12 protein-coding genes are annotated in these 15,435 nt (G+C 60.5%); 7 read left to right on the forward strand and 5 right to left on the reverse strand.

Annotated elements, in window-relative coordinates; translation table 11 throughout:
* Nucleotides 1-248 precede the first annotated feature (248 nt).
* On the reverse strand, nucleotides 249-1,142 hold the full coding sequence (locus PY308_RS19985) for a LysR family transcriptional regulator (protein ID WP_275786156.1): 894 nt from the start codon (nucleotides 1,140-1,142) through the stop codon (nucleotides 249-251).
* A 112-nt stretch (nucleotides 1,143-1,254) separates the two neighbouring features.
* On the opposite strand from PY308_RS19985, the gene hglS reads away from it, so the two are divergent.
* Genes hglS through amaB form a run of 3 tightly spaced genes read left to right on the forward strand, consistent with a single transcriptional unit; the run spans nucleotide 1,255 to nucleotide 5,641 of the window.
* A complete protein-coding gene (gene hglS, locus PY308_RS19990; protein ID WP_275786158.1) occupies nucleotides 1,255-2,655 on the forward strand; it encodes a 2-oxoadipate dioxygenase/decarboxylase HglS in 1,401 nt (466 codons plus the stop codon).
* 9 nt (nucleotides 2,656-2,664) lie between these two features.
* Complete coding sequence (locus tag PY308_RS19995; RefSeq protein WP_275786160.1) at nucleotides 2,665-4,086, forward strand: FAD-binding oxidoreductase; 1,422 nt, start codon at nucleotides 2,665-2,667, stop codon at nucleotides 4,084-4,086.
* Nucleotides 4,087-4,108: 22 nt separating this feature from the next.
* Nucleotides 4,109-5,641, forward strand: a complete 1,533-nt coding sequence (gene amaB / locus PY308_RS20000; protein ID WP_275786162.1) for an L-piperidine-6-carboxylate dehydrogenase — start codon at nucleotides 4,109-4,111, stop codon at nucleotides 5,639-5,641.
* 112 nt (nucleotides 5,642-5,753) lie between these two features.
* Here amaB and phnN read toward each other — a convergent pair whose 3' ends face one another.
* From phnN to fba, 4 genes are all read right to left on the reverse strand, one after another.
* On the reverse strand, nucleotides 5,754-6,350 hold the full coding sequence (gene phnN / locus PY308_RS20005; RefSeq protein WP_275786163.1) for a phosphonate metabolism protein/1,5-bisphosphokinase (PRPP-forming) PhnN: 597 nt from the start codon (nucleotides 6,348-6,350) through the stop codon (nucleotides 5,754-5,756).
* Nucleotides 6,350-7,489 carry an alpha-D-ribose 1-methylphosphonate 5-triphosphate diphosphatase gene (locus tag PY308_RS20010; protein ID WP_275786166.1) on the reverse strand — a complete coding sequence of 380 codons (1,140 nt, stop codon included), beginning with the start codon at nucleotides 7,487-7,489 and terminating at the stop codon, nucleotides 6,350-6,352. The genes phnN and PY308_RS20010 overlap by 1 nt, the downstream gene beginning before the upstream one ends.
* 26 nt (nucleotides 7,490-7,515) lie before the next feature.
* Nucleotides 7,516-8,199, reverse strand: coding sequence for a DUF1045 domain-containing protein (locus PY308_RS20015; protein WP_275791216.1), 684 nt, complete (start codon nucleotides 8,197-8,199; stop codon nucleotides 7,516-7,518).
* Nucleotides 8,200-8,338: 139 nt separating this feature from the next.
* Nucleotides 8,339-9,385: a class II fructose-bisphosphate aldolase gene (gene fba / locus PY308_RS20020; RefSeq protein WP_275786169.1), complete on the reverse strand. Its 1,047-nt coding sequence runs from the start codon at nucleotides 9,383-9,385 to the stop codon at nucleotides 8,339-8,341.
* A 743-nt stretch (nucleotides 9,386-10,128) separates the two neighbouring features.
* Here fba and PY308_RS20025 point away from each other — a divergent pair.
* From PY308_RS20025 to PY308_RS20040, 4 genes are read left to right on the forward strand one after another with little or no spacing between them, the layout of a single operon-like run.
* Nucleotides 10,129-11,727 (forward strand): peptide ABC transporter substrate-binding protein, encoded by a 1,599-nt coding sequence (locus PY308_RS20025; RefSeq protein ID WP_275786172.1) that lies wholly within the window; start codon nucleotides 10,129-10,131, stop codon nucleotides 11,725-11,727.
* A gap of 59 nt (nucleotides 11,728-11,786) precedes the next feature.
* Complete coding sequence (oppB, locus tag PY308_RS20030; protein ID WP_275786175.1) at nucleotides 11,787-12,710, forward strand: oligopeptide ABC transporter permease OppB; 924 nt, start codon at nucleotides 11,787-11,789, stop codon at nucleotides 12,708-12,710.
* Entirely contained in the window at nucleotides 12,703-13,830 is a 1,128-nt protein-coding gene (locus PY308_RS20035) for an ABC transporter permease (RefSeq protein ID WP_275786178.1), read from the forward strand. The genes oppB and PY308_RS20035 overlap by 8 nt, the downstream gene beginning before the upstream one ends.
* A gap of 1 nt (nucleotide 13,831) precedes the next feature.
* A complete protein-coding gene (locus PY308_RS20040) occupies nucleotides 13,832-15,433 on the forward strand; it encodes an ABC transporter ATP-binding protein (RefSeq protein WP_275786180.1) in 1,602 nt (533 codons plus the stop codon).
* Nucleotides 15,434-15,435 lie beyond the last annotated feature (2 nt).

Here is a 15,435-nt window from a genome sequence, read left to right on the forward strand (position 1 = left end):
AAGGCGGTAAAGGCTTCAGTCGCTTCGCTGCCGGAACGACGTGGTATAAGAAATGGGCATTTTTTAGCCGCGCTGCCAATAGGTTGCAAGGAGCGCATTGCCCTGTATAGCCGAAATCCAGCCGGTCGGGGAAAAGAATGGGCGGCTGGCTCCCATTCTTCGTGAACAAATGGATACAGCGCTTGAACCTGTTTTTTTCGGCAGGGATCATCCGCGGTTCAACGCTGATGCAGCAGAATGGTTCCACGTTATTCCACCTGACCGGTGATCCATGTCCGGAAAGAGCGGCTGACCGGATTCTCCAGCTTCCCCTCCGGAATTACGAGGTAATAATTGTTCTCCGTCTGCATAGGCCTGTCGAACACCACACAAAGCCTCCCTCCGGCCAGTTCCTGTTCGATCAGATAGCGCGGCAGAAGCGCAAAGCCGAGGCCCGCGACGGCCGCTTCGATGACCATCGAGAACTGGTCAAAGCGGTTGCCACGATAGGCTGATGTCTTGTCTCCACCATTGCCTTCGAACCATTGCGCCCACATCTTCGGGCGTGTCGCAAGATGCAGGAGCGGCTTGTTTTCCAATTCACCGGGCTCGGTCATGGGGTAAAGGGCCTGCAAACCCGGGCTGGCGACCGGCACGATGATCTCGCTGCAGAGATAGCTGCAGGTCGCGTGCGCCCAGACCGGCTGGCCATAGTGGATGGCGAGATCGAAATTCTGCTCCTCGAAATCGAAAGGCTGGGATCGGGAGGCGATATTGATGACCGTGCCGGGATGCGCATTCAGAAATCCCGGCAGCCGTGGTGTCAGCCATCGGCTGCCGAAGGTCGGCAGGGAGGCGATGGAAAGTGTCGATTCCGAAAGGGCCGACGCCATGGCGCGCACCATCAGCTCTTCCGACTGCGTCAGCAGCCGTCGCACCTCCGGCAGAAACTTCTGTCCGGCTTCCGACAGAATAACCCTTTGCCGGACGCGCTCGAACAGGAGCACGCCGATCTGACTTTCCAGATCCTTGATCTGGCGGCTGACCGCGCTTTGCGTTAGGTTCAGTTCCGCCGCGGCCTGTGTGAAGCTGCCATGGCGGGCGGCGCATTCGAAGGCCTGCAGGGTCGTGACGTCTGGAACCAGTCTTCTGCTCAACGTCATTCCGGCCTCGCATGATCTAAGTCATAACCGTCGCAATCAATGGTCATTCTACAGCTATATGATACGAAATGAGAATGATCGACCCGAATTTCATACTGCGAGGCACCGCGCCGTGAAAGAGAATAGTTTCGTTTCCACCGACCATATCCGATCGGCCTTCTCGTCTGCCATGTCGGCCATGTATCGGGCCGAGGTTCCGGCCTATGGCACGCTGATGGACCTGGACGAGACAGTTAATGCCGAAACGCTCGCGGCGCATCCCGAACTGCGTGCCCGCCTTGAGGATACCGATTCACTCGACCGCATTTCGCAGGAACGTCATGGAGCGATCCGGCTCGGCTCGCCAGCGGAACTGTCGATGATGCGCCGTGTCTTTGCCGTCATGGGCATGTTTCCCGTGGGCTATTATGATCTTTCCACCGCCGGCGTACCGGTTCACTCCACCGCCTTCCGGCCGGTGGGCGATGCCAGCCTGAAAAAGAACCCGTTTCGCGTCTTTACCTCCTTGCTCAGGCTCGACCTGATCGCTGACGAGGCCCTGCGCATGGAAGCGGAGGAGACCCTGTCGAAGCGGCAGATCTTTACGCCCGGTGCGATCGTGCTGACTGAAAAAGCCGAGAACCAGGGCGGTCTGGACAAGGATGATGCCGCGCGTTTCGTTGCCGAAACCCTTGAAACCTTCCGCTGGCACGAGAGAGCGAGTGTAAGCCCGGCCATGTACAAGCGTTTGCACGACGCCCATCGTCTGATTGCCGACGTCGTATCGTTCAAGGGCCCGCATATCAACCACCTGACCCCACGCACGCTGGATATCGATGCCGTTCAGGCGCGCATGCCGGATTATGGCATTGCGCCCAAGGCGATCGTCGAAGGACCGCCGACCCGCCAATGCCCGATCCTGTTGCGCCAGACCTCGTTCAAGGCGCTGGAAGAACCGGTCTCCTTCCAGGCCGACGACGGAAGCTGGCAGCAGGGATCGCACACAGCCCGCTTCGGCGAGATCGAACAGCGTGGCATCGCGCTGACACCCAAGGGCCGCGCCCTGTACGACGATCTTCTCAACGCGTCCCGCAAGACCGTTCGCCCCGCAGCAGACGGTTCCAACGCCGCCGAATATGAAAAGGCGCTGGCCGAAGCCTTCGCGCCATTTCCGGACAGCTGGGCCGGGATCCGGGCTGAAAACCTCGGATATTTCTCCTACTCGCTGACGGCAAAGGGCAGATCGGCCAAGGCAGATCGCTCCGCAAGCCTCGACAGCTTGATTGCCGATGGCCTGGTCCAGTTCGATCCCATCGTCTATGAGGATTTTCTGCCCGTCAGCGCCGCCGGTATCTTCCAGTCAAATCTCGGTGACGACGCGGCGCAGGAATTCGTGGCGAGCCCGAACCAGCAGCGGTTCGAAGAGGATCTCGGCGCAAAGGTGCTCAACGAGTTCGATCATTATGCAGCGATCGAGCAGGCCTCGATCGAGGAATGCCGCCGCTTGCTGTCATCCGTTGCCGCCGCCGAGTAATCCGACCGAATGATCGATCAAGAGCACATTGCAGCACTGGCCGGGATTGTCGGTGACAAGGCCATTGTTCCCGGGAACAGTGGCATGGCTGCCTACCAGTCCGGTGCGCGCTATGATGAAGGACGCGCGGCACTGGTGATCCGGCCGCAGACGACGGAGGACGTGTCGGCGGCCCTTGGCTATTGCGTCCGCAACGGCATTGCAGTCATTCCGCAATCCGGCAACACGGGACTTGTGTCCGGCTCGACGCCCGACGCGTCCGGCGGGCAGGTTGTCCTCAGCCTCGATCGGATGACACAGCGTTTCGACATCGATCTCGACAATCGCACGCTGCATGCGGGTGCCGGTTTCCGGCTGTCGGACGTCAATGGCAAGCTCGAAAAACACGGGCTTTTCTTTCCGATCGATCTCGGTGCCGATCCGCGTCTCGGGGGCATGCTTGCCACCAACACGGGCGGCTCGCGCTTTCTGAAATATGGCGACGTGCGACGCAACACGCTCGGCATCAAGGTCGTTCTGGCTGACGAGCAGGGCACCATCCTCGACCTCACATCTCAACTGCGCAAGAACAATACCGGCATCGACTGGAAACAGGCATTCATCGGGACATCGGGGGCTTTCGGTGTCATTACCGAATGCGTTCTCAACCTCGAATATCTCCCGAAGCAAGTTGCGACCGCATATCTGGTGCCATCAAGCGGCGCCCATGTCATGCCCCTGCTGCGCGCCATGGAAGACAGGCTTGGCGCTTATCTATCCGCATTCGAGGGGATTTCGGGAAACGCCATCGCAGCCACGCTCGATCATGTGCCGTCGCTCAGAAATCCGTTCCAGGGCGGCGGCGTGCCGGATTATGTCATCCTTGCGGAAATCTCCCGCACCTGGGAACCGCGGCAAGGCGAACAGAGCCTCGATTCGGTTCTCGAAGCCGTTCTGGCGGAAATCTGGGAGACGGATGAAGCACCGCTGGCCGACGCCTTTGTTGGCCCGGCACATGAAATGTGGGCACTCCGGCACGCGCTGTCGGAAGGCGTCAAGCATGCGGGAAAACTGATCGCCTTCGATCTGTCTTTCCGCAGGGGTGATATCATGGCTTTTTGCGACCGCATGAAGAGCGAGATGCCGAAAAATTTCCCCGAGGTAACCATCCGCGATTTCGGCCATATCGGCGACGGCGGCGTCCACTTCAATCTGACGGTGCCGAAAGACAGCGCCTCGGCGACAGAGCCGGATTTTGAGAGGCGCCTGCGCGACTGGGTGTTTGCCGTCGCCGTCGATGATTTCGACGGCAGCTTCAGCGCCGAACATGCCATCGGCCGGAAAAACCAGATCTATTACGACCTATATACCCACCAGAAGATCAAGGACATGGCCCAGGGCCTCAAAGCGATGACATCACCGGGCGATCTCGGCTCGGTGCGCTTTGGATAGTCCATAGAAGGAGTTACCCATCATGAACATTGCAACGAAGACGGTGAATGTCGTTCAGGAAACGGCCGCTCTCCTTGACAAGCTCGGCGTCCCCAGGGAGCTTTACACGGGCGGCAGCATGGCCTCCTATTCGCCCGTTACCGGCGAGCAGATCGCCAGTCTGAAGACGGTTTCGGCCGACGAAGCCGCCGAAAAGATCGATGCGGCCGACGCGGCCTTCCGCGCCTGGCGTCTCGTGCCGGCGCCCAAGCGCGGCGAGCTGATCCGCCTGCTGGGTGAAGAACTGCGCGCCAGCAAGGCCGATCTCGGCCGCCTCGTGTCGATCGAGGCCGGCAAGATCACCTCCGAGGGTCTCGGCGAAGTGCAGGAAATGATCGACATCTGCGATTTCGCCGTCGGCCTATCCCGCCAGCTTTACGGTTTGACGATCGCAACCGAGCGCCCCGGCCATCGCATGATGGAAACCTGGCACCCGCTCGGCGTCATTGGCGTCATCTCCGCCTTCAACTTTCCGGTTGCCGTCTGGGCCTGGAATTCGGCGCTGGCCCTGGTCTGCGGCAATGCCGTGGTCTGGAAGCCGTCGGAAAAGACCCCGCTGACCGCACTTGCATCGCAGGCTATCCTTGATCGCGCCATTGCCCGCTTCGGCGATGCGCCTGAAGGTTTGACGCAGGTTCTGATCGGCGACCGCGCCATCGGCGAGGTCCTGGTCGATCATCCGAAGGTGCCGCTGGTCTCGGCGACCGGCTCGACCCGCATGGGCCGGGATGTCGGTCCGCGCCTGGCCAAGCGCTTCGCACGCGCAATCCTCGAACTCGGCGGCAACAATGGCGGTATCGTCTGCCCTTCCGCCGATCTGGACATGGCCCTGCGCGCCATTGCCTTCGGCGCCATGGGGACTGCCGGCCAGCGCTGCACGACGCTGCGCCGTCTCTTCGTCCACGAAAGCGTCTATGATGCGCTGGTTCCGCGCCTGAAGAAGGCTTATGCGAGCGTTTCGGTCGGCAACCCGCTGGAATCGGCGGCCCTTGTCGGCCCGCTTGTGGACAAGCCGGCCTTCGAGAATATGCAGAAGGCAATCGAAGAAGCCAAGGCACACGGCGGCATGGTGACCGGCGGAGAACGCGTCGATCTCGGTCATTCCGACAGCTACTATGTCAAGCCGGCTCTGGTGGAAATGCCGAAGCAGCATGGCCCTGTTACGGAAGAAACCTTTGCGCCGATCCTCTATGTCATGAAGTACAGCGATTTCGACGCTGCGCTCGCCGACCATAATGCGGTGGGTGCGGGTCTCTCCTCATCGATCTTCACACTCGACCTGCAGGAGGCCGAGCGCTTCCTCTCGCCGGATGGCTCCGACTGCGGCATCGCAAACGTCAATATCGGCACATCAGGCGCCGAAATCGGCGGCGCGTTCGGCGGAGAGAAGGAAACCGGCGGCGGCCGTGAATCCGGCTCGGATGCATGGCGGGCCTATATGCGCCGTGCCACCAACACCATCAACTATTCGAAAGCCTTGCCGCTCGCACAGGGCGTCTCCTTCGACATCGAATAGTCGAGAGTGACCATTGAGCAACGAGATGGACTTGGCATCTGTCTCGTTGCCTTCAGGTGCCAACCAGACTCCTGCATCGCCTGTGACGGGCAGGCAATGGCAGTATAATCAATCAAGCCTCGGAAGCGTTGCGCCTTGATCGTCGCAGCGCTTCGATCAGTTGCACGAAATGCGTACCCGCCGTTTCCAGCGGGCCGCTATTGTCGATCGTCGTGACGTCGGCGGCTTCCAGAATGTCGGGAGCCTGACGCTGCAGACGCTTGAGGATATCCGCCTCGCTTTCGCGTCCCCGCGAGACCAGACGCGCGGCAAGGACCTGCGGCGAGACGGTGACGTTGACGATCCTGACGGCGGGAAAGACCAGCCGAAACTGATCGAGGACTGCACGGCTGCCGTTGGCGACCACGATCTGCCCCGCCCGAACCCTGTCCAGCGCTTGACGGGGTATGGCATATTTCAACCCGTGGGCCTGCCAGGCGACCGCAAAATCGCCAGCCTTCAGGCGGCTTTCGAACAGCTCGTCCGAAACGCTCTCGTGATCCTCACCGCCGGCATCGGATGGCCTGGTGATGACCCGGCGCACGATGTCGACATCGTCGCAGCCTGCAAATCGGCTGGCGGCAAAGCCGATGACGCTGTCCTTTCCGGCCCCGCTCGGGCCGACGATGACGATCATGGTGCCGGGGCTGTCCGCCGATGCGCGATGCATCAGGCGACCCGCCGACCTTCGCGCCAGACCGAGCGAACAACCGGAATGGTTTCGCTTCGCTGGACCCGGACAATATCGCCGCGCAAGCCGATGGCAATGCGACCGCGATCATCGAGACCGACAGCGCGGGCCGGCGTTGCCGTGACCATGGCCAGCGCCTGGGGCAAACTGACGGTTTCGACCTCGCCGGCCAGAACAAAGGGCGCGTGAATGAGGCTGAACGGGACATAGTCGGATGACAGCACATCCAGAACCCCACGCTCCGCCAGATCCCGGGCGGCGATATTGCCGGAATGGGACATGCCACGCACGATATTCGGCGCGCCCATCAGCACACTCAACCCCGCGGCGTGGGATGCCTCGGCGGCTTCGAAACTGGTTGGAAATTCGGCGAGGCGAATGCCATAGCCAACGGATTCCTCGACATGGGCAAGCGTCGCATCGTCGTGACTGGCCAACGGAATTCCCCGCTCCGCGCAGGCTTTCGCAATCTCGGCCCGATGCGGGGCGGAATATCGCGCCGAAAGAGCCTGCTGGCGGGCGCAGAATTCCGCGAAAGCGTCGTCGGACAGACCGCGCTTGGTCTTATAATAGAGCGTGTATTGGTCCATGGTTTGAAATTGACGCTGGCCCGGCGCATGATCCATCAGAGAGACAAGGCCGACCTGCGGATCGTTTTCGAATTGCTCGAAATGCGCCAGGACGTTTTCAGTCGAAACTTCGCAGCGCAGATGGATACGGTGATCAGCGCGCAACCGGTTCTCCCGTCCCGCCTGCGCGAGCGTATCGGCCATATCGCGCATCTCGCCCTGCTGGAATCCCCCTTCGTCATCGGAGCCCATGCGCAGACAATCGAAGACCGTCGTGATCCCTGACCCGGCCACTTGCGTGTCATAGGCCTGGATGGCGGCCATCTTCACCCACCGCACGCCGGGGCGTGGGGCGTAGTGGGCTTCGAGATGATCGGTATGAAGTTCGACGAGACCGGGGATGAGGTAGTCTCCCTCGAAGTCCTCGCCGACGCGGCTGGAGCCTTCACAGATATCGGCAATCCTGCCGTCTCGAAGAAGAACGGAACCCGCGATGATCCGGTCTTCGAGAACGATTTGCGCGTTGGAGAAAACGGTTTCCGCGGTCATATCATGATCTCTCTCGTTTGGATGTTTTAACCGAGCGGCAACGTGGAATGGACGGCAAACGCTGCGCCGCGCGCTTGCTCGATAAACAGGGCAAGCGATCCAACAGCAAGCGGCTTGCCGATGAAGGGCGCAAACATCTCGAGAAGCACGGCCTTCATGGCAACCTGCCGCTCCTCCGGCACCGGCCCCGTCAGTGTCATGTGAAAGCGGAACTGGTCGAAGACATAAGGATAACCGAACGAGATGAGGTTCGCCCTTTGCGCATCGCTGAGGAGTTCCAGTTTCCGGCGCACAAAATCCTGCGGCGAGAGGGGTGCGCGGAACGGTTCGAAATGACGAACCGTCGCATCGGCCAACGCCTGCAGGTCCGGACACTCCATGGCCGGAACGAGCGCGAAAAACGGCCCGAGTTGCCCAACCGTCATTGCCGGGATCTCGAAAGGGACGGCTTGCGCGGCAAAGTCCGCAAAAGCTGCAAGAAGTTGCGCCTCGTTCTTTTCGGCTGCCAGCGCAAAAGGCGCCTTGATCGTGCCGTGGAAACCATAGCGCCGCGGATCGGCCGTCAGGGCTTCCAATTCGGCAGCCTGAAAACCGGACCTGGAACGCAGTTCGACGGCTTCCCCGGTAAAGGGATTGCGTCCCAGCCAATCCGCCGCGGCAAGCGTCAGGGGGTGGTCGCGCTCGGGCGTTATGTAACAGGCGTAGCGCAGGGTCAGTCCTCTGGTGGCGACGGGCGGCCCATCAGACCGTTTGTGCGTCGCTAACCGTCCTTCGTGACATTATCGTGATGTGGATCGAGCAAAAGGCACCCTCGAGCTGGCCGGGACCAGATTCGCGCCCGCACACCGTCTACGCTGCCGTCGAATATGCCTTTGCCATATCCGGCAGACGCTTGACGCGGATTTTCGAGGCCTGGCCGGCAGTATTGAAGGCGATGAAACGCTCCCTGCACACATCGACCATGCGCGCCGTCGCCGGCTTCAGATAATTGCGGGGGTCGAAATTATCCGGGTTTTCGAGATGATGCTTGCGGATCATGCCGGTGAAGGCGAGGCGCAGGTCGGTATCGATATTGACTTTGCGCACGCCCAACGGAATGGCCTTCTGGATTTCGGCAACCGGCACGCCCCAGGTCTGCTTCATCGTTCCGCCATTGGCGGTGAACAGGTCCTGCAGATCCTGCGGCACCGATGACGAGCCGTGCATGACCATATGGGTGTTCGGCAGCCGCTTGTTGATCTTCGCGATGGTCTCGATCGACAGAATGTCCCCATCCGGAGCACGGGTGAACTTATAGGCCCCGTGGCTGGTACCAATGGCCACGGCAAGCGCATCGACGCCGGTTTTCTCGACGAAATCGAACGCTTGTTCCGGGTCGGTCAGCAACTCCTCGCGCGACAGCTTGCCCTCGAATCCATGGCCGTCCTCCTTCTCGCCGGCTCCGGTTTCCAGATTGCCGAGGCAACCGAGCTCGCCCTCGACGGAGACGCCGGCGGCATGGGCGATCTTCACGACGTCCGCCGTGACGCCGACATTGTATTCATAGCTGGCAATGCTCTTCCCGTCGGCGAGCAGCGACCCGTCCATCATCACGGAGGTGAAACCATTGGTGATCGCCGAAATGCAGGTCGAGGGCTGATCTCCATGGTCAAGATGCAGACAGACCGGAATATGGGGATATTCTTCGGTCGCCCCGAGGATAAGATGCCTGAGGAAGGCATCACCGGCATAGGCGCGGGCTCCGCGGCTCGCCTGGAGGATGACGGGAGAATCCGTCGCATCGGCAGCCCGCATGACAGCTTGAATATATTCCAGATTGTTCACATTGAAGGCCGGCAACGCGTAATTGTTCTCGGCCGCGTGGTCCAGCAGTTGCCGCAAGGTGATCAATGCCATTAAACTCTCCCGTTCATCACACCGCCCGTTCATTGGCGGCTTGTTGTTCTCAATTCGAGCAGATTCCAGTGCAGGCCTTCGCCGGACAAGCCTCCCGCCGCGCGGATTATTGCAGCACCTTAATTGATGATCACGGTTTGGCAACCGGGAACGACGCGGATTTGCGTTTGTCGAAACGATGAAAGCGACCCGTGCCTTGAGCACGACATAGACCGATGGCCGCGCATTTTCTTGGCCGTCTTTGAATAGACCGCACCCAACTGATTGCAGACCGCTTCAAATGAGTCGCACTCGGTTTTTTCGCGCCATTTGCAGACCGGGCTGCCGCTCCAAGTAGATCCATCAACAGGATTTCACGCGTTTTCGACAGCCTTGGATATTCATCTCGAGATTGCGCCGGGATACCCGGCTTAATCACCCTGCCTCGGACTTAGCTGCAGGGAGAAAATAAAGTGTTGAAACGCTTTCTTTCGCCTCAGGGCGCTACGCCACATGACATATTACGTAAACTGCTCGAAATTGATCTTAATCTGTCGCGACGCTGCGGCTGCATCCGCGATGACGGTATTTTAGCCAGTCGGAAAGCAGGGGAGAATAATGGCGCAAAGACAACCAGAGAGCGATCGACACCGTCCCCATAACGACACAGCCAATCATCGGAAACCGACAAACGGCCTTGCTTTCGGTAGAAAATTGGCATTCTCTCGCCCCTTCGCAACCTGAAAGAGGGGAAGGATAACAAAATGACTTTGGCGAAAATCAACCTCCGCACAGCGGCACTGCTCGCGTCGTTCATCGTCGGCGCAAGCCCGGCACTCGCAGAAACCGTGCTTCACCGCGGCAATGCCGGAGAGCCTCAGACGCTTGACCAGGCCCACACCTCGATCAATATCGAGGAGTTCATCCTCAAGGATCTCTACGAGGGCCTCACCATTTATGATGCCGCCGGCCAAGTTGTGCCGGGCACTGCCGAAAGCTGGGAATTGTCCAGCGACGGCCTGGTCTACACCTTCAAGCTGCGCGCCGACGCCAAGTGGTCGGATGGTTCTCCGGTCACCGCCGGGGACTTTGTCTTCTCGCTCCAGCGCGTCGAGGATCCGAAGACAGCGGCCGGCTATGCCAATATCCTTTTCCCGATCAAGAATGCCGAAAAGGTCAACAAGGGCGAAGTTCCGGTGGATCAGCTGGGTGTGAAAGCCGTCGATGAAAAGACGCTGGAAATCACCCTTGAACGTCCGACACCCTTTTTCCTCGAATTGCTCGCGCATCAGACCGCCCTGCCGGTTTCCAAGGCAAGCGTCGAAAAGAACGGCGCCGATTTCGTCAAGCCCGGCGTCATGGTGTCTAACGGTGCCTACAAGCTTGTCGCCCATACGCCGAACGACAGCCTGACCGTCGAGAAGAACCCCAGTCACTGGGATGCGGCCAACGTCAAGATCGACAAGGTTATCTTCTACCCGATCGATGACCAGGCAGCCTCCGTCCGCCGGTTCGAAGCCAAGGAAATGGATCTCGCCTATAATTTCTCGGCCGACCAGCTGGAGCGGCTACGCAAGTCCTACGGCGCGCAGGTGCATGTATCGCCGACGCTTGCGACATATTATTACGCCTTCGACACGCGCCAGGAGCCCTATAGCGACGTGCGCGTTCGCCGTGCCCTCTCCATGGCCGTCGATCGCGACTTCCTGGCCAAGGAAATCTATTCCGGCTCGCAGCTGCCATCCTATTCCATGGTGCCGCCGGGCATGGCGAGCTATGGCGATCCGGCAAAGGCCGATTTCGCCGACAAGTCGCAACTCGACCGCGAGGACGAAGCGCTGAAGCTCATGAAGGAAGCCGGCTACGGCGAAGGCGGCAAGCCGCTCGACATCGAGATCCGCTACAACACCAACCCGAACCACGAGCGCGTGGCGACAGCCGTCGCCGACATGTGGAAGAACACCTTTGGCGCCAAGGTGTCGATGGTCAATCTCGATGTCTCCTCGCACTACGCCTATCTGCAGGAAGGCGGCAAGTTCAACGTTGCCCGCGCCGGCTGGGTTGCCGACTATGCCGATGCCGAAAACTTCCTTGCGCTCAGTGTATCGACCAACAAGACCTTCAATTACGGCCATTTCGAAAACAAGGATTTCGATGCCTTGATGAAGAAGTCCTACGAGGAGACCGACCCGGCCGCACGCTCCAAAACCCTTCATGAAGCCGAGGCGCTGATGATGAAGGAACAGCCGGTGGCTCCATTCCTCACCCAGGCCGATCTCTGGCTCGTCTCCGACAAGGTGAAGGGTTGGCAGGATAACGCCGTCAACGCGCATCTCAGCCGCTTCCTGAGCGTTTCCGAGTAACGGATTTCTGACGCGCGGCCGCTGTTGGCTGCCGCGCGTCACGGTCAGAGAGCAAAACCATGATCTCCTTTGTCCTGCGCCGCCTTGCGAGCGCCGTGCCGACCCTGTTCATCGTCGTCACGATTTCCTTCTTCCTGATGCGCTTCGCTCCGGGCGGGCCTTTCAATCTCGAACGGCCGCTACCGCCGCAGACGATGGCGAACCTGATGGCGACCTACCATCTCGACCAGCCGCTGTGGAGCCAGTATCTTTCCTATATCGGCAATGCAGTGACCGGCGATTTCGGGCCGAGCTACATCTACAAGGACAATACGGTCGCCGAACTGATCGCCAAGGGCCTGCCCTATTCGATGGAACTCGGGTTCTACGCGCTGCTTCTGGCCTTGATCGGCGGGGTGCTGACCGGCACGATCGCGGCGCTTCGGCAGAACAGTGCCGTCGATTTCCTGGTCATGTCGGTCTCGACCGTCGGCGTTACCGTGCCGAACTTTGTTGTCGGCCCTGTGCTGACGCTCGTCTTCGCGATCACGCTGGCCTGGCTTCCTGCCGGCAGCTGGGGGGACGGTTCGCTGCGCTTCCTGATCCTGCCGATGATCGCGCTCGCCCTGCCGCAGCTTGCAGTCTTTGCCCGGCTGACGCGCGGCTCGATGATCGAGGCGCTGCATACCGACCATATCCGGACCGCCCGCGCCTATGGCCTTCCGTCGCGCGTCGTCGTCGTCACCCATGCGATGCGGGCGGCGATGCTGCCGGTCGTTTCCTATCTCGCACCCGCCGCCGCCGCCCTGCTCACCGGCTCGGCCGTCGTCGAGACGATCTTCACCATTCCCGGCGTCGGCCGGTACTTCGTGCTGGGTGCGATCAATCGCGACTATACGCTGGTCATGGGAACCGTGGTGCTGATCGCCATCTTCGTCATCGTTTTCAATCTTCTGGTCGACATTCTCTACGGCCTGCTCGATCCGAGGGTTCGCCATGACTGATATCGTCACAACCCCGCTGCCGCACGAGACTGCAAGCCGAAGCCTGTTTCAGCTCGCCACCCTGCGTTTTCGCCGAAACCGCGCCGCCATGGCCGGTTGCGTCATGCTGACGCTGATTGCCCTGTTCTCGTTCCTCGGACCCTATTTCATCAGCCATGGCTACGATCAGGTTTTTCCATCCTATGTCTCGATCCCGCCGAGCCTTGAGCCGCGGCCCGACGCGTCGAGCCTGCAGGAGGTGATGGAGAGCGTTGCCTCCCGCGCGCGCGTCGATCTGAAGGAATTCGCCGTTGAGGGTCAGGCCTTCACGGCCACCGTGACATCGGCCTCACCGATCGATCCCCGCACGACCCGCTATTTCGACCGCGCCAACGAATTCGACAATACCCAGGTCACCGCCACCGAAGACGCTGGTAAGACACTGAAACTGGCCGGCAACGTATCCCGGGAATATTTTCTGTTCGGCACCGATTCCAACGGCCGTGACCTCATGGCGCGGGTCATGCTTGGCGGCCAGATCTCGATTGCCGTCGGCCTGCTCGCCAGTCTCGTCTCGCTCTCGATCGGCGTTCTCTACGGCGCAACCTCCGGCTATATCGGCGGCCGCGTCGACAATGTCATGATGCGATTCGTCGAAATTCTCTATTCGCTACCCTTCGTCTTCCTCGTCGTGGTCCTGGTCGTCTTTTTCGGCCGCTCCTTCGTCCTGATCTTCCTCGTCATTGGTGCGGTAGAATGGCTTGATATGGCCCGCATCGTGCGCGGCCAGACGCTGGCACTGAAACGGCGCGAGTTCATCGGTGCCGCGCAGGCGTTGGGTCTGACCGACTGGCAGATCATCCGCCGCCATATCATTCCCAATACCATCGGGCCCGTCGTGGTCTTCGTCACCGTCGTCGTGCCGAAGGTGATCCTGCTCGAAAGCTTCCTGTCCTTCCTCGGACTGGGCGTGCAGGCGCCTCTGACCAGCTGGGGCGCGCTGATTGCCGAAGGCGCCAACAATATCCAGTCGGCACCCTGGCTTTTGATCTTCCCGGCGATCTTCTTCGTGCTCACCCTGTTCTCGCTCAATTTCGCCGGCGACGGCCTGCGCGATGCGCTCGATCCGAAGGACCGCTGACATGACTGATACACGGGAAACAATTCTCGCTGTCCGAGACCTTAAAGTGTCCTTTTCGACACCGGACGGAACGGTGCAGGCGGTCAAGGGCATCGATCTCGACATCAAGGCCGGCGAAACCCTGGCCGTGGTGGGCGAGAGCGGGTCCGGCAAGAGCCAGACGATGATGGGCATCATGGGACTGCTTGCCTCCAACGGAACCGTTGCCGGCTCGGCCAGATATCGCGGACAGGAACTGGTGGGGCTGCCTGCAAAGGCACTCAACAGCGTGCGAGGCGCAAAGATCACCATGATCTTCCAGGAGCCGATGACCTCTCTCGACCCGCTCTACACGATCGGACGGCAGATCGCCGAACCGATCGTCCACCATCGCGGCGGCACGTTCAAGCAGGCGCGTGCCCGCGTGCTGGAACTCCTCGAACTGGTTGGCATTCCCGATCCGGGACGGCGGATCGACAGCTACCCGCATGAAATGTCCGGCGGTCAGCGCCAGCGCGTCATGATCGCCATGGCGCTGGCCAACGAGCCCGACATCCTGATTGCCGACGAGCCGACCACGGCGCTCGACGTCACCATCCAGGCGCAGATCCTTGATCTGCTCAAGACCCTGCAAGCGAAATTCGGCATGGCGGTGGTGCTGATCACCCATGATCTCGGCATCGTTCGCCATTTTGCGAACCGTGTCGCCGTTATGCGCCGGGGCGAAGTGGTTGAGACCGGAACAACCGAGGAAATCTTCGAGCGGCCTCAGGCCGACTATACGAAGATGCTGCTTGCCGCCGAACCGAACGGCCGCAAGGACGCACCGGCGGAGAATGCCCCGACCATGCTGGAGGGCATACATGTCGCGGTAGACTACGCGACAGGCGGCGGACTTTTCGGCAAGCCGGCAGGCGTCTTCCGGGCCGTCGATGGCGTGAGCATCCGCCTGCGGGAGGGACAGACCATCGGGATCGTCGGTGAGTCCGGCTCCGGAAAATCGACGCTCGGCCGGGCCTTGCTCCGGCTGATACCAAGCACCGGGCGCTACAGGTTCGGCGCAACCAATATTTCCGATTTCGACCGGTCAGCCATGCGACCCCTGCGGCGTCAGCTGCAGCTCGTCTTTCAGGACCCCTACGGCTCGCTGTCGCCGCGCCAGACTGTCGGCGAAATCATCACCGAGGGTCTCTATGTTCACGAACCGCAACTCGGTCGAGCCGAACGGGATCGAAGGGCTATTGAGGCGCTGAGGGAGGTCAGGCTCGATCCGGCTGCCCGCAACCGCTATCCCCACGAATTTTCGGGCGGCCAGCGGCAGCGCATCGCGATTGCAAGGGCGATCATTCTCAAGCCGAAGGTCGTCATTCTGGACGAGCCGACCTCTGCGCTCGACCGCTCCGTCCAGGGCCAGGTCATCGACCTGCTGCGCGACCTGCAGAAAGCCCACGGCCTCTCCTATATCTTCATCAGCCACGATCTGGCCGTGATAAAGGCCATGTCGGACTATGTGATCGTCATGAAGAACGGCACCATCGTCGAGGAGGGCCGGACGGACGAAATCTTCGATACACCCCGGGAAGCTTATACACAGACGTTGATGAAAGCTGCTTTTACCGCGTGATG

The sequence above is a fragment of the Pararhizobium gei genome (genome assembly GCF_029223885.1).
In the GTDB taxonomy this organism is placed as follows: Bacteria; Pseudomonadota; Alphaproteobacteria; order Rhizobiales; family Rhizobiaceae; genus Pararhizobium; species Pararhizobium gei.